14 protein-coding genes and 1 tRNA gene are annotated in these 18,499 nt (G+C 60.3%); 4 read left to right on the forward strand and 11 right to left on the reverse strand.

The genetic code is table 11. The annotated features are described in order from the left end of the window. Nucleotides 1–59 precede the first annotated feature (59 nt). Nucleotides 60–566, forward strand: a complete 507-nt coding sequence (locus I6F38_RS13255; protein ID WP_225160697.1) for an invasion associated locus B family protein — start codon at nt 60–62, stop codon at nt 564–566. Between the two features lie 22 nt (nt 567–588). Here the strand turns inward: I6F38_RS13255 and I6F38_RS13260 are convergent, their stop codons facing one another. After that, a complete protein-coding gene (locus I6F38_RS13260; protein WP_018271115.1) occupies nt 589–996 on the reverse strand; it encodes a GNAT family N-acetyltransferase in 408 nt (135 codons plus the stop codon). A gap of 279 nt (nt 997–1,275) precedes the next feature. Here I6F38_RS13260 and I6F38_RS13265 point away from each other — a divergent pair, with 279 nt between their 5' ends. Beyond that, the gene (locus I6F38_RS13265) at nt 1,276–2,682 is read left to right on the forward strand and encodes a tyrosine-type recombinase/integrase (RefSeq protein WP_225160643.1); all 1,407 of its coding nucleotides are present in this window, start codon (nt 1,276–1,278) and stop codon (nt 2,680–2,682) included. A gap of 27 nt (nt 2,683–2,709) precedes the next feature. After that, nucleotides 2,710–3,363: a hypothetical protein gene (locus I6F38_RS13270; protein WP_225160644.1), complete on the forward strand. Its 654-nt coding sequence runs from the start codon at nt 2,710–2,712 to the stop codon at nt 3,361–3,363. A gap of 518 nt (nt 3,364–3,881) precedes the next feature. Here the strand turns inward: I6F38_RS13270 and I6F38_RS13275 are convergent. The 7 genes from I6F38_RS13275 to I6F38_RS13310 all read right to left on the reverse strand — a co-directional run bounded on the left by I6F38_RS13275 (nt 3,882) and on the right by I6F38_RS13310 (nt 14,724). Beyond that, entirely contained in the window at nt 3,882–5,183 is a 1,302-nt protein-coding gene (locus I6F38_RS13275; protein WP_225160645.1) for a hypothetical protein, read from the reverse strand. A 103-nt stretch (nt 5,184–5,286) separates the two neighbouring features. Next, on the reverse strand, nt 5,287–5,817 hold the full coding sequence (locus I6F38_RS13280) for a hypothetical protein (protein ID WP_225160646.1): 531 nt from the start codon (nt 5,815–5,817) through the stop codon (nt 5,287–5,289). A gap of 191 nt (nt 5,818–6,008) precedes the next feature. Beyond that, nucleotides 6,009–6,923 (reverse strand): site-specific integrase, encoded by a 915-nt coding sequence (locus I6F38_RS13285; protein ID WP_225160647.1) that lies wholly within the window; start codon nt 6,921–6,923, stop codon nt 6,009–6,011. A gap of 223 nt (nt 6,924–7,146) precedes the next feature. Further along, a complete protein-coding gene (locus tag I6F38_RS13290) occupies nt 7,147–7,683 on the reverse strand; it encodes a hypothetical protein (protein WP_225160648.1) in 537 nt (178 codons plus the stop codon). Between the two features lie 8 nt (nt 7,684–7,691). Continuing rightward, nucleotides 7,692–11,651, reverse strand: coding sequence for a hypothetical protein (locus I6F38_RS13295; protein WP_225160649.1), 3,960 nt, complete (start codon nt 11,649–11,651; stop codon nt 7,692–7,694). Between the two features lie 86 nt (nt 11,652–11,737). Beyond that, the gene (locus I6F38_RS13305; RefSeq protein WP_225160650.1) at nt 11,738–14,422 is read right to left on the reverse strand and encodes a transglycosylase SLT domain-containing protein; all 2,685 of its coding nucleotides are present in this window, start codon (nt 14,420–14,422) and stop codon (nt 11,738–11,740) included. Then, nucleotides 14,422–14,724: a hypothetical protein gene (locus tag I6F38_RS13310; protein ID WP_225160651.1), complete on the reverse strand. Its 303-nt coding sequence runs from the start codon at nt 14,722–14,724 to the stop codon at nt 14,422–14,424. The genes I6F38_RS13305 and I6F38_RS13310 overlap by 1 nt, the downstream gene beginning before the upstream one ends. A gap of 390 nt (nt 14,725–15,114) precedes the next feature. Between I6F38_RS13310 and I6F38_RS13315 the strand changes: the two genes are divergently transcribed. Then, nucleotides 15,115–15,771, forward strand: a complete 657-nt coding sequence (locus I6F38_RS13315; RefSeq protein ID WP_225160652.1) for a recombinase family protein — start codon at nt 15,115–15,117, stop codon at nt 15,769–15,771. Between the two features lie 148 nt (nt 15,772–15,919). On the opposite strand, the gene I6F38_RS13320 is transcribed toward I6F38_RS13315, so the two are convergent. The 3 genes from I6F38_RS13320 to I6F38_RS13330 all read right to left on the reverse strand — a co-directional run bounded on the left by I6F38_RS13320 (nt 15,920) and on the right by I6F38_RS13330 (nt 18,476). After that, the gene (locus tag I6F38_RS13320) at nt 15,920–17,233 is read right to left on the reverse strand and encodes a hypothetical protein (protein ID WP_225160653.1); all 1,314 of its coding nucleotides are present in this window, start codon (nt 17,231–17,233) and stop codon (nt 15,920–15,922) included. After that, a complete protein-coding gene (locus I6F38_RS13325) occupies nt 17,230–18,222 on the reverse strand; it encodes a hypothetical protein (RefSeq protein ID WP_225160654.1) in 993 nt (330 codons plus the stop codon). Before I6F38_RS13325 ends, I6F38_RS13320 begins: the two co-directional genes overlap by 4 nt. 180 nt (nt 18,223–18,402) lie before the next feature. Beyond that, nucleotides 18,403–18,476, reverse strand: a tRNA-Gln gene (locus tag I6F38_RS13330). Nucleotides 18,477–18,499 lie beyond the last annotated feature (23 nt).

Below are 18,499 nucleotides of genomic sequence, written 5' to 3' on the forward strand. Positions count from 1 at the left end.
GAGCCGGTATCGTGAAGATTGTCGCAAAGTCGCTCTTCGTCCTGCTGACCGCGTTCGGCATGGCCCACTCTGGCCACGCCCAGACGGCCAAGAGCAAGAACGCGCCCGCTCCGGCGGCTGCGCCCGCGGCTCCTCAGGGTGATACAGCAGCCCCCAACAACTCCGGCTGGATCGCACGTTGCACCAGTGCGAGCCGCGACGCTCCGCTCGAATGCGCGATGGAACAGACCGCGGTGCTCACCAAGACCGGGCAGCTCATCGTGCTGGTCAACATCCGCGTTCCCGGCGACACCCGTACGCCGGTGGCGCTGATCCAGCTTCCGCTCGGACTGAACCTGCCTGTTGGCGCCAAGCTGCAGGTCGACGACGGCAAGGCCGTCGACGTGCCGATCCAGACCTGCGAGGCACGCGGCTGCTACATCAACACGCCGATCGCCGCCGATGTCCTGACCCAGCTGAAATCGGGCAAGCAGCTCAAGGTGTCGTTCCAGAATCTCGGCAAGGAAACCATCTCGATCCCGATGCCGCTTGCCGACTTCGCGACGGTCTACGACAAGATCAAATAGCCCCGCGCAGCGTAGCCGTCCGCTATCGCTCCCGCTTGTAGAGGAACGCGTTGTCCGGCTGCGGCATGCCGATGGTCTTGTAGAACCCGATCGAGTCAGGCGCCGACAACAGCAGGCACATCGATTCAGGTCCGGCGAGGCGCCGCGTTTCCGCGATCAGACGCTTGCCGATGCCATGTCCCTGGTATCCGCGATCGACCGCAAGGTCCGACAAATAGCAGCAATAGGCGAAATCGGTCAGCGCGCGCGACACGCCGACCAGCTTGCCCGCCTTCCGCGCCGTCACGATCAGATTCGCATTGGCGATCATGCGCTCCATCCGGTCGGTATCCGCCAGCGGTCGCCGCTCGCCGAGGCCCGACTGCCGCAGCACCTCGATGAACTCATCGACGCCGATCGACGCTTCGCGGGCATAGAGAATTTCGTCCATCAGCTTAAACCTCTGTTGCAACGAGCCGGACCACACGCGCGAGACCATGGTGGATTACGCCGGACCAATCCACCCTCATGCCGTGATGGCACACATACGACTGACCTCCGTCGGCAGCCGCAGCCGGCAATCTCGTCGGGATTTCAGAGGATGATTCACGCCACCGAGGCGGATTGGCTGGGGAACCTGGATACCACCCGCGCCCTTGAAACGGCTTAGATATTTCATATAATTCAGCATAATCAATAGGTCGTTAGGGTACAAGCGTTGGGGGCACCGTTGGGGTCAACATCCGGCCGAGGCGATTACCGATACCTGATCCAGCCGCGAGGAAGCGGCACCACTTGGTATGCCGTGGCGGAGGTTCCAAGAACGCTGCGCGAGGCGCTCGGCAAGAAGCGGTTGCTGCGTTCGCTTAAGACGGAAGACATCCGCCTCGCCCGGATCGCGCGATGGAAAGCCGTAGATGAACTCAAGTCCGAGATCGCCCGGGCGCAAAACCCCTCCGACAGCGGGCGCGAAGGGCTAGCCGAAGAGGCCCTCGCTCTCCGTGAAGAACTTTCCAGGGTCAGCGCGGAACGGCGCGATGACATCCTTTACGCCATTGTAGAGCGAGCCGAACAGATAGACCGTGCGCAAGGCAAACCGGACGAGCGCAGGGATGGTGGTGGTGAAACGGAGGACGCATCAAGCAAGGCTGCGGTTGATTTCGCCAAGCTGGCATCCGGCCGCGCAACGCCCGTTGACCACTACATCGAGAGATGGCTCGCCGCCTCCGATTACAGCGAACGCACCAAGGCCGACGCACGCACCGCTATGGCGCAATTCAAGGCGTGGACCTCTAAGACCGAGCGCAATCTCTTCATAGAAACGGTGACCGACCGCGATGCGTCCGACTTCCGGGATGAGGCCTTTGTGGCTGCCGGGACGCACGTGCACACGGCCAACAAGAAGCTCTCCGCATTGCGGCAGTACTGGCAGTGGTTGGACAAAAGCTTCGGCATTCGACCAAACCCATGGGCCGGCAAGTCGCTGGCCAAGCCGAAGGCACACCGTATTTCGCAGGACGGTCCACAGGGAAACGAGCGGCCCTTCACTGACGATGAGGTGCGGCGGTTACTCGGTGCCGACTCTGACGCAGACCTCTCGGATGTCATGCGCATCGCCGCCCTCTCGGGGATGAGGATCGAGGAGATTGGTCAACTTCGCGTGCGGGATTGTGAGAACGGACTATTTGCGGTGACCAAGGGCAAGACCCCTGCCGCTATTCGCACCATCCCCATCCACACCGCTTTGAAATCCATCGTTGAGCGCAGGACTGCCAAGCGCGATCCCACGGCATATCTCTTCCCTGACTTCGAGGATACGGGCTGGGACGGCAACCGCACGATGGCCCTCTCCAAGCGCTTCGGCTACTTTCGGAAGCGCCTCAAGGTGGACGATAAGCGGCCGGGTGCGCGACGATCCAAAGTCAACTTCCACAGCTTCCGGCGATGGTTCGCTACGAAGGCGGAGGATGCTGGCCAACGGGAGAACGTCGTGGCCGCCGTGATGGGGCACAACAAGAATCTAGGGCTGACGTTCGGCCATTACTCCCGAGCTGAGCTTGTTGAGTTGAAGCGGGAGTGCGTGGAGGCAGTGAAGCTTCCTTCTGGGAAGAGCATGGTGCATGCCGGAGTACCTTGAAGGGGCGCCCGGATTCGGAGACAACCGATGACGACGTTAGGTATACAAATGAGCGCGAAAATTAACCTCAGATCGAACTTCGCGATCCATCACCTTCGCGCTGCGGCTCAGGCGGCCCAAAGCGCTCATGCCGTGGAAAAGGATAACGACACGAGCAAGCATGGCCGGTGGTTCGATGACATGATGATGCATGTCCCCGTCGCAATCGTAATGGCGGCCGCAGCCCTCGAAGCGAACAGCAATGAGATCGTTCAAGACATTCTCGATAGACCAGCCCTTCTATCCGTCGCAGCGTCTCACCTAGAGAGCGTGAAGGCCTTGAAAGATGATCTTTCTGGAAACGCTTTGGACAAGTACCGCAAACTCGCCAACATCCTAAACAAAACGCCCGTTACAGGAGGCGCCGTATGGCAGAATGCCGGGGATCTCCTTCGTTTCCGAAATAGTTTCATCCACTTCAAGCCCGCTTGGGACCACGAGGACGATATTCACAAGGGCAATCTGGTTACGGCGTTGAGGCGGCGGTTGCCTATTAGCCCTATCTACAACGCCAATAACTTCATGTTTCCGTACAGCCTCCTGACCTACGAATGCGCGAATTGGGCTGTTCAGTCGGTTCGGAAATTCGCGGACGAATTTTGCGCTCTTATTGGCGTTGAGGACCGATTTACCAAGGTCTGAACAGGGTGACGAGTATCGACCTCCGCCATCATCACTCAACTTGATGGAACACGTTGCGGCGAATACTCGGCGTGACAGCCTTAAGGTGACCTCTTCGGTCCAGCCTTGAGGCGTCACTCAACGGGGCATAGTCATGCGGTGATGGTGGCCATGCAGGAGGCATTGGGTTGTGCCGCTGAGCCATTCCGTTGGGCTCTTGCTTTCGTGACCCTTGAAGTTGGTCCGGTGTGAGGTGATAGGGCTTCTAGGTCACTTTGAGGCTATAGCTGACATCTACCCGAAGAGACCCGCATAGCTCACCTCAAGATGATGATGGTCGATGAGAGATAGAAGCTTCATCTGTATTCCTAGAGGGACGCCTGAGGGCAATTGCGGAAGCGTAAGAAACTGAGTCGATTTGCCGCACGCCAGAAAGCGCAGCGGGGAGTCCGTGAGTCACCCTTTGCTAAATCCGGACTGGGACATCCGCCAGCCGAACAAACGCACAGATGGACTCCGCTGTGAATCCTGCGGGCCTTCTAGCGCCCATCATCGATTTTCACCGGAATGTCCGCTCCGACGATTCTCTGCGCCTCCTCAAGCATCACCCGCCGCGCAGCCTCGCCGTCCGACCGAGCAACAATCACGCTGTCGTGTAGAGGGAGGGCTCCGATTCCGACGCTGATAAGCTTGAGCATCACGGCAGTCAGGATATCGCTCTCCAGCCGTTGAAGCTCTCCTCCACGCCCGCGTTCAAACCATTCGGCAGCGATGGCGTGATGCCGCGCCTTGATACCCGCCACAACGTTGCTCGGCTTCGTGCCTGCCGGGAAGAGGCTCCGCACCATCGCCCGCTCCGCGCTTGTCTGCCCCGGCCACTGCCTCATGGCACGCTTGGCGGAGATCAGCGCATTGACCATTCGCTTGCGGCCTTCCCTCAATGACGGCCAGTCGCTCGCCTCGTGGTCACCCCCCGTGAAGTCGTATAGATCGCCGGCCGGCGGCTCCAGCCCAGACAATGCGTATGCAAGCCGAAGGAAGAGCTGGCCATAGTCAACGTTGACCACGGGCTCACCGCCAATGGTGAGGTACCTGAAGCGATCCGCCCGGGGCATCGTTTCCCAGTAACCATCATACAGCCGTCCGCCTCGCTCAATGCTGCCCTTGAATGCGCGGCGCACGGTTCGGTGATGAGGGGTGGCGATGTATACCCAGGGCCGGTCCGCAATCTCTACAAGCGGTAGCGCCTCGTTCCCATTGTAGCGGAGAGGCAGTGCTCGAAGGTGATCGTTGATCCTCGCCACCTCGGCGGTCGCAGCTCGGAGCCAGTCCTCGGGAGGCGTTAGTCTGCGTTGGCCGCTCTCATCAAAGTTTATGCCGACAAACGCCCGGTGTTCCTCAAGGTAAAGATCGCCCCAATCTCCCGGAGGCGGAGCGACATTCCAATATGCAGGCGACGGTGTGATGGTGGACGCCCTGCGGACCTTCCCGGATCGATGCCCAAGCGCGAGCCTGAGGAGACCCCGCGCCCTCATCAAGTCTACAGCGCGATTGAAGTGCTTGCCGTACACGGAGGTGTAACCCGATGCGTAGTTGCCAAGCCGCACTGCGACCGCCCGCCCGTCACCGAGTAGTGCGTTGGCCGTGAAGCCGCAGCATATCGCTTCGACCGCCCGGGCAAACTTCTCCTGGTCCGTAGCCCTGCGCTTGCGTTGACGGAGCCCTTGACCATCCTCATCGGCCAGAAGCGATGCAGTGAGCTGCGCGATGAACGCCTTGAGGTCAGGTGCGGCGGCACGCCATCGAGTTTCTAGCGCTACGGGTTTGGGCGCGGTGGTCATGCTGTAGAGTCCGCCTCAAAGTGACTGGCTTGATGCACGAGGATGGACGGACGGTCGCCCCGGCACTTGATCGGTCACACGTGCCACGGAGGAAATTCGGAGGCTAGCAAGGAGGTAACCCGGGATGCCGGCCGTATCGCCTCACCTTCAGGGCCAACACAGCAGCCATGTGCTCAGCGGTGGCCCATTCGCAGATGTCCTCAACGCGCTGCCCCATGATTCTGAGCACCTGCCCCGAGCTACGCGGGAACTTGTGCAACTCGCTGCGGTGCTTCCGGTCCCGGATGTAGAGCTCATTGACGACGTGATGCCCGGACGCCAGCCGATGCAGCGCCTTGGCGACCTGCACTAGCCGGAATTCCTTCACGCGGTGCGGACGCGGGTCTTCTTCAATGAGGGTGGAGATGGCGATGTGAACAGCAAGGAGTCGCTCGGGCTTCACCCCCTTCTTGCGCAGCCGTCCGAACGCAATGGCTGCCCGCGCCTTCGCCGACATGCCGCGCAACCGCGTGGCAATCTCAAAGGGTGATTGCTCCAGCAGCAGCGCCAGATGCATCACGGCGTCTTTGATGAACGTATCGGCGTGCAGCCGTAGCCGGACGTATGACAGCGCGGCCTTGAGGTACGGCGCCAACTCACCGGCCGCGTAACTGCGCTTCCAGTGGCTCCCGTGCCTCGCCTTATGCTCAACGTGTCTGCGACAATGGGAGGACGCAAGCCCCTTCCCCGCCGCCTGCATCGTCGGTTGTGCACAACCCGCGACCACGCAGCGGTCACCCGCGTGGCCGGACCTGAGGCGAGCCGAAAGCCACTGCTGTCCGTTCTTCACGAGACGTACTTGCGCATCTGATCCGCGTAACCGCCGATGAGCCGCAGATATTCGATGGTGGTCGCGATGTCCTCATGCCCGAGGTACTGCCGCAATATCTCGGTCGGCATGCCGTTATCGTTTGCCCGTCGCGCGAACGTCCGGCGGAGTGCCTTGAGGGTGGCCGTCTTATTCCTCTCCAGACCGAACGCCACGCGGACGTGGTGCCATTTCTTCTTGGCTACCTCATAGCTGAGGTCCACATACGCCTCTAGTGCCAGTGCACGGGCATCCGATGGCGAGAAGTGAAAGAGGAAGCTATCACCGCGTCCGTGCCTCAACCTGTACTTCGCGATGGTGAGTGCTTCAGTGAACAATGGAATGGTGCGCTCCGCTGTTGCTGTCTTCGTTCCTGGTATCGTGCACTCACCGGCCTCAAAGTTGAAATGGTCGCGTTGCAACCGCAGCGCTTCCTCAACGCGGCAACCCGTGTGAGTGATGAAGGTGATGAAGTCGGCTAGGTCGTTCTCACCGCGTTCGTAACACCACGTCACGATCTTCGGCTCTAGCTCGGGCTTTAGCCACCACTTCAGCACCTTGGCTTGAGAGCGCCACGGCATGCCCGGCGCATTGAACGGGAGGCGTGGATCAAATGGATTCCGCAGCTCAGCCGCGAACTCGGTGTACAGAGCGGAGTAAAACGAGAGCTTCAGGTTGATGGTGGCCGGTGCGTTCCCTGCCTGCTCACATTTCGCGGCGAATGCGGCTAGGTCGTCAGTAGTGAGGTCTTCAAGACACCGTCCGGCAAAGAACTCCTTCGCTTCCCGCCCGTATTGAGCGATGCGCCGTGCGGTCCGCGCTCCCTGATAGCGACGGGGAATGATTCTCGTGACAGCGTCCGCAACGAGTAGTCCCCTCTTAACGTCCAGCATTCATCAGCCTCCTCATCCCAACATCAAAGGCTTCAAGAGCCCCAGCGCAGAAGATGACGGCACGCGGATTCCCGGTCAAGAAGAATGCTCCGCGAATACTTCGCAAGAAGGCCACTCAACTCAATGAGGTAACTACATAAACAGGATACTCTATGTATTTCCGCGATGAGGTGTATGTGGTGCAAGTATAGATGGCGTGAGGCGACACTAGACCACCATGCCCTTAGCCAGCAGGTGCGAGGAGTTGCGGAGGCACTGGCTGGCAGTCGGTCCACGTAATGCCCGGCACGATGTAACGCTCGGGGTTGAGCCTGAAGTCTGCCAAGACATCCTTGTTGATGGCCTTCGCTATCGCCCCGCATCCTTCAAGCCAAAACCCCTCCTGCGGCGAGGCAGGCGCTCGTTTAATGATGTGCGGCAGCTTGCCTATACGGTCCAGCTCTGCCCAAGCAGGAAGACCATCCATCGTGAGGTCTCCAGAGCGCAGCGATTGACTCACTCGCTTCTGTGCAGTGATCCAGACATGCTCCTTGCTGATGCACGCGATTGTCTCGCCCTCGCCCCGATCCACCACTTGGAGAGCGTGAAGGATGGCGCGAGCTAACCACGTGTCGGTTGCCCGTTCGCAGCCTCCCAGCACGTAGAGCTGAGGCGCGCCGTGAGGCGGGATGTGGAGTGCACACGCAGCCATCGGTGCTAAACCATCGATACGGATCAATGGCTTGATGCACGTTGCCGCGACCACAAGGAGGTGCTCCATCGTTGCTTTCACATTCCGATGGCCTTAAGGGGCGGCTCTGTGGTTGGTGAGGATGCTGGTGAGCTGCTGGGCAGGTTTACCTTTGGCAGGCTGAGACCATACGGCCTGAGCAATTGATCCAGCGCATTCATCCTCGCCTGCCCCGCCACAGCCGGCACGCTCTTGGCGCCACTCGCTACGGCCTTAGCCACGTCCAGCTTGTGCTGCATGACCGCCTCCTGTAGCTCGGGGCTCTCACTGAGGGTTTGCTCCCATGCGGCCTCACGGTACTTCTTCATGACATCCATGAGCGCGCTCTCCTTGGTGCCTTCGTCCGCAGCCGCGCCATGAGGCAGCTCCCTGTATCCATCAGATGTCACGAGGTCTGTGAGCGTCTCCTTCAGCGACACGCCGTCACCCGGCCGGGCTGATAGCTCAAGATATCGATCGTATGCGGTGCGCCCTGCGGCCGGTCCGGACTTCAAGGTGAACTCCCTGAGGTCCACACCATCCTTCTTCGGTGCGGGAGGATCGAAATAGCGTCCGGTGTATTGGAAGCTTTCACCCAGGGCGTCCGCCAGCGCTCCGGCATTACGCTGGGACACCGTGAGCCCTTGCGGCGCCAACACCACATCACCGAAGAGATCACGCTGAGGCGGCAGCTTGCTGGACCAGCCCGGCACCTTCGCCATCAGGGCATCGGTGACGGTTCGCACCTCATGGACCACCGGGTCCGGATTGACCATCGGCATGAATGAGGAGAACGGCAACAAGCCCGGTGCGGTACGGCGTGCAAGGCTCGCTATCTTGTCGTCATCGTTCATCGCCGCAATGAAGTCCCCGACGCTCTTGAGGTACGACTTATCCTTGAGGCGGTTGGCGAGTGCGAGCACCACAGAGGTGGCCAGTCCATGCTGGTCATCTTCACGGAGCTGTCCGGAGTTGATGAGCGATGCCGCGTCCGCCACCAGGACCATCGGCATGCTGACGGGGTCGTAAGGATTCAATTCAAAGAACTGACGTTCCCCCTTCTCATCGGTCCACGCGATGGAGAACTGACGGTTGCCCTGCTTGCGCCATTCCTTGGCCTGCTCCGGGTCCTGTGGTCCTGATCCTGTGAGGCGGCCCGATGCCCAAAGGCTGTACGCCATACCCGAAAGCGCTACGCCAAGGGTCATCTGCCCGGCAGCCCGTGCCTGTGCCTCCATGCCGGCCGCACCAGTGAAGGCGTTGAGGTATTCCTTCTGAAGCAGGTTCAGACCGGGGCTCAGCTTGATGCCGTACCGGAAGAGGTTCGCTGGTGTCTTGATGAAGGGGGTGAGGATGCGAAGGTACGCTTGATCGGCGGCAATGGAGGCGTAGCTCTGGGCGATGGAGCGACGCTGAAGCCACGTGTTATCCGCACTCACGAACGCCTGTTGGAAGGTGGAGGTTTGCGCCTCGGCAATGGCGTCCTTATCTACCCCTCGGCCCAAGTCGTCCACAGACGCATCCAACCGAGATGACACGTAGTCGCGATACGCCTTGCTCCCTGCGGTAAGTCCCTGCTGGTCTGCCTCAATGCTGGCCTTCGCCGCCACGATGGCGCGATACCTCAGCGTCTTCACCATCTCATCTGCCGCCCCCATCACACGCAACGACCCGAACACGGCGGCCTTGCCAAACATCGTGGCAGTCATGGCGTTCACCGCAAGATCATCCACGGAGTTGATCGGGCGGAAGCCCTGCGCCAGCTCTGCAAGGTTGTCGGTGGCGGTTGCCGTGAAGTGCTCGGTGGACTTCGGGACCAGGATTGAGTCCCCCTCAATGAAAGCATTCTTGGCCGCGTTCCATCCATCGCTGAGCATTGATCCGAGGTACGTCACCTCCCGAAGGGACTGCTGCCTGACAGCGTTCGCTCCCGCCACCATCGCTGCGTCACCCCGCACTGCGCCAACGCCGCGAAGGATGGCACTGCCGATGCCCGCCTCAAGAGGACGCCACACGAGCATGGCGGAGGACGTGGCCATGTTGACCACCTGCGTCTTCCAGCCCCAAAGAAGGTTGGCCGCCTGCATGCCCGCGATGGGATCGATGATGCGTTGAGCCCATGTGATGCGCGAGGCCTTGGCTAGGAGCTTGGGGTCTCCGCCCGTCTCATTGACCAGCCTGAGGAGTTGCTCGGGGTCTGCGGTGGTGATGTTGGCTAGCTGATCGTCGGTGATCCGGAACTCTCCACGCATGCGGCGCATGGTGCGGGCGGCATTCGACACGATGGCCTTCGCGTTGCCATACATCGTAGTGGCCATTGCCATGCGGTGCTGGAGAGCCGCGAGCGCCTCCTCTCTGGACCCAAAGCCGATGAGGTTGTCATTGCTGATGCGTGAGGCCAGCTCATAAGCGTCCTGATAGGCCTTATTCGCGATGAGGAAGGAGGTCTCCATGTTGGTGGCCATGTCGGGCGCACCATCACCAGCGGCTTTAAGGGCGCCCATGAGGTCGGCCGGGCTTTCGTTCCAAGTGGCAGCACGCTGCTTGACCATCGCCTCCACAGCTTGGTCGCTCAGCACTCCCTCGGCGTCACCCCCACGCCTCGCATTGATATGCGCCGATTGCTCACTGATGAGGTGGTCCATCCACGCCTTGGTGTTCTCCGTGGTGTTGAGCTTCTGCCACGGGATGAGGCCGGATGTCTCAGGCTTGAACTCGTAGCCCGCCGCGATGGCGTCCATGCGGGAGCCATAGGTGGTGAGCGCGGTGGTGTCCGCCCTTACCTGCGAGAGGACCCGTTCAACCTGTCCGCCAGACAGGCCAACGTCAGCTCCGAGTCCCTCTTGTCGAAGTTTGAACTCACCTCCGCCATCGCCCGGGCGAGGCCCCGACACTCCGAGAGCATCTGCTGCTTCACTCGCTCCGGGCTCGCGGGTCCCAGAAGCCACTGGAGGAAGTTCACGAGAACCGCCAGCACCATCGCCAGGGACACTCCCGCTGACAGAATTGTCCACGCTCTCTGCCGCGAGGTCCCGGCTCGATACTCCGCTATCTCCGCCTGCAACGCTTTGCGCATCATGGCCCGCTCCCGCCCCTTGTTCGCCCTCTAGCTTGATTCCTCCGGACTCCTCGCGCAAGCCCCCTGAAGATGGTGATGCTAAATTCTCGCCCGGTGCGCTGGCCTCATGGTGTGCGTTCGCGAATGCCGCATCCGCCTCTTCAGCAGCTTTATTGGCACCAGCAACGTCACCCGCCCGAAACAGCTTGATGCTCTTCGCCGCGAGCACCATGGCGCCCGCAAGAGCCGCGTCCATCACCACGCCCTCAACGGCATTCTTCGCGCGGCCCTCCAGGTCTGTGTCTCCCGGCTTGGCCGCAAGGTAACTGCTGATGGGATTGGCGAGCGCGGGGTACTGCTCAACGAGATTGCTAAGCCGCTCCTCATGCGGGTCCATGAAGCCGAAGCCCGCCGCCGCGCCGCGAGCAGCCTCATAGCTCCAGTGGATAAACCGCCCGGCGTCCTTGGCCTTCGCCGCTAGCCCGGTCACCGCGCCGATCTTGCCGAGACCCATGAAGCCGACGCCGAACTGCGAGACACTCTCGGCGACGCCGTTGAATGCGCTCTGCTTCCGGAGGTCGCTGCTGCGGTTTTCGATCCACTGACGCACCGACCATTTGTCCTGTTGGTCAGGTTCGCCACCCGAGAAGAGGTCTTTCAGTTCGATAGCCGATTTGGCTGCGCCGATAGCCATGGAGCCAAGCGCCTGCCCAACCTGCCTGTTGCTGGCGGTGATTGCTTCGTCGGTGTTGCTGGACCAAATGGAGGGCTGCTGCTGCGACGCCGCTGAGGATTGGCCACCATCGTCATCGAACTTGAGCTGGTCTAGCTGGTCATCGAAAGATAGGCTGTCTAGCTGATCCTCGAATGACTGCGAGGGCTGCTGCTGTTGAGCGGTAGTTGTGCTGGCGGTGGAATCTGTGGCGGCGCTGCCTGCGTCCATGTTCGGGTCGGTGGCCATGGCAATAGTCCTCGTTGCTCCCCGCTAGGCCTAGGGGGAGAGATGAAGGTGATGAAAGATGCTGTTGGATGGAGGGCCGAGCGTACTCAGTCGGTGCTAGAGTCGCTGGCGTCGCTCACTCGCCTGCTACCGGAAGCCAATGCCTGTTGGTACGGGATGCCGAGAAGCTTGGAGGTCCACACGGCCATGAACTCACGGGACGTGATGTTGTCCACTGAGCCAAAGAGGCGCTTCATGTTGTCGGGCACGTTGCCCCAAATGGCCTGCTTCGCCCAGCCCGGACCCTTACGCTGCCCCTCGCCCGTTGAGTACATGTTCTCCCATGCCGGGCTCTCGGGGTTGCGCTCATGAGCCCTGAGGCCCGCCTCTCCCTGCTGATGCATGAGGTACAGCTCGGTGGCGCTGGGCTCTCGGCCGAACTCACGCCTGAAGGCGACCTCCTTGCGCTGGATGATCTTGACGCCCGCCTCCAAGTTCTGGCGAGGATCGAAGATGTCATCTCCCCCGTATTGCGCGAACTCCTTCTGCGAGAGCTGAAGCAATCCGTGGTAGCTGCCCGTGGAGGCGTTCGGGTTGCCGCTGGACTCAATGCTCACCATCACGGCCAGCTTGTTGGGGTCCATCCCGTTCGCCTGGGCCACTTGCTGAATGAGGCTTCCCTGCGAGCCACCGAGTATCCGTTGGGCACGCGCCGAGTCCATCACCTCCGTGCTGGTGGAAGTCGCCCGCTGCTGCGCGGGTGCGTCCGGTACATCGGCCGACGTGCCGCTGAGGTTAACTCCGAGCCTGTCCGCTACCTGTCGCGCAACGGCCGCCACTGCGGGAGGCACGTTGGCAGCGCCGTATGAGGTTGGGGAGAACGGCAGAGCCTCGCTGCGCGGCCCTGATGCGGGTGCATTCGGTGCGGCCGGCGAGTTGCCCGGAGTCGGAGGCGGAGCGAACTGCCGCTGCCACTGCCTAAGGACTCGCTCAAGCGGCTGGCCATTCCGCTGCGCCCATGCGGAGGCCTTGGAGATTTGGTCCGGTGTGAACGCACCCTGTAGGTCGGCTGGAAGACCGGGCTGCTGCGGTGATGCTGGTGACGCTGGCTGAGTTGGTGTGGCTGAGCCTTGAGGTGGAGAGGGATTGGTGATGTTCTGCAATGCCCGCTTCGCCGCCTCGCCGACATTCTGCGGGGTGAACGGGGTCTGCGGGATGTCCTGCATGGACGGTGGCAGCGTGAAGGTGCTCGGCTTGCCCAACCCCGCCGGTGTGAACTTGCGGAATATCTCCTCGCCCCGCGTGGCAGCCTCCTTCTCCTGGTCCAGCACCGATGCACCGGGATTTTGGAGAGCCCATTGCATCAGGCCGAAGCGATAGTTGAACAGCGCTTGCCGGGCCTCGGGCGTCAACACGGGCGGCGCACCTATCGGGCGGCTCTTGGAGAACTTGGAGTCAACACCCTGCTCTTCTAGCTGAGAGATGTACATCCGCGCGGCGGAGGTGGTGAGGATGCTGCTGCCGGACTTGTTGTAATCCTGCACACTCTTGATGAAGGTGAACGCTTTCGACACGTTGTCCTGCGAGCGAACGTCCCCCGCTCTGATCGCGGACATGAGCTTGTCCATCCCATCACCGCCACCCTCAAGGATGTCCGTGAACAGGTCATTTACCTTGCGCGGATCATCGGCGGTCTGAGACTGAAGGACCTGATCGCGCCACTTCATGATGTCCAGCTTGAAGTCCCCGTCCACCTTCTGCACGGTGGAGATGAGACGATCATCCAACGGAGCCTTGGGGTCCTTGAGGAGTTGCTCAATGATGGACGCCTTGGCCGAGTTGGCCGCGAGCTTGTCCTCACGCTCCTGCTGAAGCCGCGCCTCCGTGGTCTCCTTCTTCCACATCTCCGTGAGTGTGCTCTCGGTCTTCAGCTTCACGTCACGGCCATAAGGCGTGTCCGAAAGCTTCGGCCCCGCGCTGCTCTTGTTCTCTAGGAGCGAGAGGAGGTCGGGGTCACGATACTGAAGGGTCTTCGCCTGAATGGCATCGACCACGGCGTTATCGATCTGCTCGCGCTTCATGCCCATGTCGTACCCGCGCTGGCGGATCGTTTGGAGCGTTCCCGCGAGTGCGCCCATGTCGGGCTTGTAGAGTTCACCGTCACCAGCGTCTTGGCGCCAGTCCTGCATCACGTCATCGATGGCACCACCAGCCGCCGCGCCGAAACCCGCGATGGCCGTGTACTGCGCGTTCTGCTCAACGCTCTTCTGCCACTTGTCGTGATAGCGGTTGTGGACCTCGTTGAGGTGCGGGATGAGTCCCTTGAGGAACCACTGGTTGTTGTTCTTGATGGTCCCGTTAGCCTGCCCTCGGAACCAATCCTCAAAGGCCTGAGGGTTGGGATCGTTCTTTCCCTCCCACTTCTCATAGGAGGCCGCGAAGTTCGACTCCAAGCCGTAGCCGGCAGCAGCGCCCATCGCCTGGTTAGCACCGCGCTGGTACCACGGGCTGGCGTTCGCGGGAATCTCCCCAGAGCGGACACCCTCGGCGTAACCCTGATAGGTGCCGTTGAGGAAGTCCGCTTGGCCCTTGAGGAAGTCTGCCTGCTGTTGCTCCTTCTGCTGCTCGCCGGCCCATGACGAGAGGTCGGAGGACAGAGAGGACAGAGCTTGAGCCACACCATGCAGCGGGCTCGGCGCGGGAGTTGCCGGACGGTCATAGAGGCCGAGAGGCGTTGCAACGGGCGTGAGGGCCTCGTTGATCTTGATCTCGGGTGTAGCGGGACGCGCCATCAGCTCGCCCTCCCCGCCTTGAGGACGCGAACGCCTCCGAGTGCTGCCATCAAGCCGCGACGAATGAGATAATGCCGCAGGCCGGTGTACTCCTCACGGTCCAGGCAGTTAACAGCCGCTTCGATGTCTTCGCCGCAATGCCGGATGAGAAACTGCGCATCCTCAGCATCAACGCCAGCGTTTGGGTCCGGTGCGATGAGGTTGATGAGGCGGGTGAAGTCAGCGAGCGTCATACCTGCAAGCGCTTCGGCCAAGCTTATCGGTGAAGGCGTGCGTGATGGTTCGGTGGTGGTCGATGCCATCCGTTGCGTGTCCTGATGTTGATGATGGTGGTGAGGTGGCGGGAGAGCCCGTGCCTAAGCGAGCCGCTCTAAGAACTCGCCGCACAGATTCTGAGCGTCATAGTAAGAGTGAATTGCCGCCGAAGATGCCAACGGCGCTCGCGTCGTAGTAACAGGGTAAAGCCGCGCGGACCTTCACGCCCTAGTAGAAGGCAATTGGCGGCGTGCTCCAGCAGAAGACGACGCGTCGTCATAGTAGGTGGGAATAGGCCGGGCGCTGCATCGACTATCCGTAAGGGTATAGACCAACGGACAACAGCCAATCGGACGCAAAGCCTGTCCGTAAGGGTTGACTTCCGCTCTACGGACAGATTATATACGGACATCATCCTAACGGACAGGAGGACCAGGATGACGACCGTTCTGTACGCCCGCGTCTCGACTTCGGACCAAACGCTAGACCATCAGCGAACGCAGGCTGAGGCCGCTGGCTTCACGATTGACGAGGTGGTCGCCGATGATGGTGTGTCGGGCATCACCACCCGCCTCGCGCACAGACCCCAAGGCCGCAGGCTCTGGGACATGCTGCGCAAGGGTGACACCCTCGTGGTGCGTTGGGTAGATCGCCTTGGCCGCAACTATGAGGATGTCAGCGACACCATCCGCGAGTTCATGCGCCGTGGCGTTGTCATCCGTACCGTTATCAACAACATGACCTTCGACGGCGCGACCAAAGACCCGATGCAGCAGGCGGTGAGAGATGCGCTCATCGGCTTCATGGCCGCACTCTCGCAGGCCCAGGCGGAGGCAAACAAGGAAGCGCAAACGGCGGGCATCGCCCATGCCAAAGCAAACGTGCTGAACTACCTAGGCCGCAAGCCGAGCTTCACGCGGCAACAGCTCAAGGCCGTCCACGACATGCTTGAGCGCGAGGAAGGCACGAGCAGCATCGCAGCGGCAACGGGGCTGAGCCGGCAAGCTGTCCTGCGCATCAAAGCAGACCCCGCAGGTGCCGAGCAGATGTTGGCGCGTTGGGAAGCCGCTGAGGAAGCACGCAGACAGGCTTGAGGTCTCCGCCCTCTCCTAGCCCTTGCTCTTGGTCGGCTCTCGCCCTCACCCTCCTAGGGCCGGGCCTGCCGAGGGCATACGGGGGAAAAAGCAGCAGCCGCGCCTCGGGCGTACCCTTCGCGTTTGTGACCCTAAAATGAGCCCGGGCCTAGCTCTGGGGATCGAAGAGAGAAGGCCGCACCCGATTCTTAGGCAGCCGGCCGGCCGCTTGTAGCTGCGCAATTTGCTCTGCGTTCGGATCAGGATGTTCTTTCAGCACATCGTTGAACACCCTTGAACGAAGGCACCGACCGACCACTAATTGCATATCGTTGATCGGGTCTTCTCCATACCGATCATAATACTTCGAGTACTTTCGCGAGTCGTACACATCGGGCGCGCCGCCGTGCAGCACTGAGTTGCGCAAATCCATAAGGAGGTTTAGGCGCGCTTCAGGCACGTGTGACCCGAGCGTGGCACGGACGCCATCGATGATTGACCGCGTGGCGATTCCGTCCTCACCAAATATAGCATCAAGCGTCATGCACAGGATCGGAAACCGCTCAGCGGGATCTAGTGGCCACGCCCTATAGAAATACTCTAGCGCCTTGATCTGCCTCGTGACATCTGCGGCATTTGAGACGAGTTTCGACGCAAGCATGTCTAGCCACTGCACGTCCTGGTCTTGAATAATGATATCGGAGGCTAGAGCCGGCGTGTGTGGGTCGCCGCGACTGAATGTGACCATACCGCCATCCGTGATCGTGCAGCGGCCTCCAAACATCTTCCGTCCGGAAAACAGATGTCGCTGATAGGCTACCGGAGTTAGTGCTAAGGCTCCGAGGATGGCAGCCTTGATCTTGTTGGCCGCGAGGAAATCGGGCGACCTCACCCCAAGCCAAACAGAGGGTGTGTCGCGGACGCCGGGCAAATCCGAGAAAGGGGGAAATGCATCACCAACTAGATTGGACACTCCGGGCAACAGAGGTTGCAGAGAGGGTGTACTTGCGGCGACAAGGAAGAATGGCTCCGAAGAAAATTCCGTCTTCGCGACCACGGGAATTATAGGGAAAAGCGTCACCTCGTTGCGCGGTTGGAATACCGACGATTCAGCGAGGGCGTCGGCAAAGGCAGACTTGGTAGACCCACTAATCGCTGCCGAGTAGCTGCCGGCGAACCTCTGAAGAAACGTCTCGTCGGCAAGCAGCCCGTAGTGCTCAATCACGAAGCTCCGAAGCATTCCCGAGATTGCGCTTATTGGCAGATACTTGAGATAGGGCGGACCATTCTTGCGCACATAGAGTGCGGCTCGGACTAGCTTGACTGGATCAATGTATATCTCGATGCCCATGCGCCTTTCGAACGGAGGAGCTCCCGGCCGCATGCCAAAAAAGAACGATGCTTTTAAGAGGTAATCGCCGGGCTGCCTGTATATTGCGTCCAGTATCAACTCCGCCGCCTGATCGTGAATGGCGCTCTTCATGGCGATGGACGACTTCCGGAACGGTCAACACGATATATAACTTGATGATCAAGGCCTTTGGCGGATGCGTCCTTGATCCAGACAAAACGGTCCCCTGCACGATCATAGCGAAATCTATTCTGTAGCGCGCCAGTCTCTCGGTAAATTTCCAAGACGTCTCCCTTTAGCTGCCAGCGGGTTTCATTGTGATTCCCCCCTTCTCCGAACAGGCCGCCGTTCAAGAAATCAAGTTGCTTTACTCTCGATCTGGTTGGATCAAAGGTGAGCATCCAAGTCTCATTCAGCAGCCTGCTTTCGAGCGGGGCCGCAAGTCTTGCGGGAGGCTTGGGAAGTTTCCTCAATGGCTTGGAAGGCGGTTCGGTGGAAGTGTCGGGTGGGTAGCTGACTTCCCAGAGCTGATTGAAAATTTCCTGATAGGAATTCACAACGTTTTCAAACCGTCTCTTTGTGACCGTAAAACTTGGTCGAGAATTGGCCTTCGAGAATGGCGCTACCAACTCGACATGGACCCAACCGGTGCTCTTGTCAGAATCGCCGATCAAGACAGATTGCTGCACCATCGCCTCGCACCACCGAACCTCAATCTTGATATCATCACGGCAGACTGCTGTTGCTCTCAGCACAGACTCGGACAAGTTTGGCTCGCCCGTGCTCTGTTCATAAAATCGGAATGAATCACTACGGGGGTCGGGGAGGATCAATCGCCGAATGCGACGGAACCGTTTCGAGTCGTTCCGGATGAAGGATCGACCGGTAATATAAATCGCATCAATCGATTCAGTGCCTCCGATTAGATCATCGAAGCTCCGGTGCTGCTCCAAGGCTACCCGAGATGAGAAGAAGTCAGCACCGAAGCCAATCATCGCTCGCCCATGCCGCGCCAGTAGCCAGCTAGCGAGCTGCCTCAGTCCGACCCACCGCAACCATCGGGAATTCGAAATGGCTTGAAGTAAACTCTGCGCCCAATCCGGCATGGTGATTCCGAGCACCGCGATTCGCCACCAATAATAGCTGAATCGGAACTCGGAACGTCGAGCAGCCCGGAAAGACGGGGCGTTTTCACTTGAACAAAGCGTTGAAGTCAGGCGTTAGGGGCAGCGTTGGGGTACGCGACCGCGCTGCCGCTCTAGTCGGCTGATTTCACTGGGAAAATCTGAAGACCACGGAATTGGCTGGGGAACCTGGATTCGAACCAAGACAAACAGAGTCAGAGTCTGTTGTGCTACCGTTACACCATTCCCCAAGAATCGTCCGTGGTATCAACAG

This window comes from Bradyrhizobium sp. BRP56 (assembly GCF_020194035.1).
Lineage (GTDB): Bacteria > Pseudomonadota > Alphaproteobacteria > Rhizobiales > Xanthobacteraceae > Bradyrhizobium > Bradyrhizobium australafricanum.

Excerpts from the sequence above, each read along its gene's own strand:
- I6F38_RS13255 (WP_225160697.1), top strand. The coding sequence starts at position 60 with ATGGCCCACTCTGGCCACGCCCAGACGGCCAAGAGCAAGAACGCGCCC.
- I6F38_RS13260 (WP_018271115.1), bottom strand. The coding sequence starts at position 996 with ATGGACGAAATTCTCTATGCCCGCGAAGCGTCGATCGGCGTCGATGAG.
- I6F38_RS13270 (WP_225160644.1), top strand. The coding sequence starts at position 2,710 with ATGACGACGTTAGGTATACAAATGAGCGCGAAAATTAACCTCAGATCG.
- I6F38_RS13275 (WP_225160645.1), bottom strand. The coding sequence starts at position 5,183 with ATGACCACCGCGCCCAAACCCGTAGCGCTAGAAACTCGATGGCGTGCC.
- I6F38_RS13285 (WP_225160647.1), bottom strand. The coding sequence starts at position 6,923 with ATGCTGGACGTTAAGAGGGGACTACTCGTTGCGGACGCTGTCACGAGA.
- I6F38_RS13290 (WP_225160648.1), bottom strand. The coding sequence starts at position 7,683 with ATGGAGCACCTCCTTGTGGTCGCGGCAACGTGCATCAAGCCATTGATC.
- I6F38_RS13295 (WP_225160649.1), bottom strand. The coding sequence starts at position 11,651 with ATGGCCACCGACCCGAACATGGACGCAGGCAGCGCCGCCACAGATTCC.
- I6F38_RS13305 (WP_225160650.1), bottom strand. The coding sequence starts at position 14,422 with ATGGCGCGTCCCGCTACACCCGAGATCAAGATCAACGAGGCCCTCACG.
- I6F38_RS13310 (WP_225160651.1), bottom strand. The coding sequence starts at position 14,724 with ATGGCATCGACCACCACCGAACCATCACGCACGCCTTCACCGATAAGC.
- I6F38_RS13315 (WP_225160652.1), top strand. The coding sequence starts at position 15,115 with ATGACGACCGTTCTGTACGCCCGCGTCTCGACTTCGGACCAAACGCTA.
- I6F38_RS13320 (WP_225160653.1), bottom strand. The coding sequence starts at position 17,233 with ATGAAGAGCGCCATTCACGATCAGGCGGCGGAGTTGATACTGGACGCA.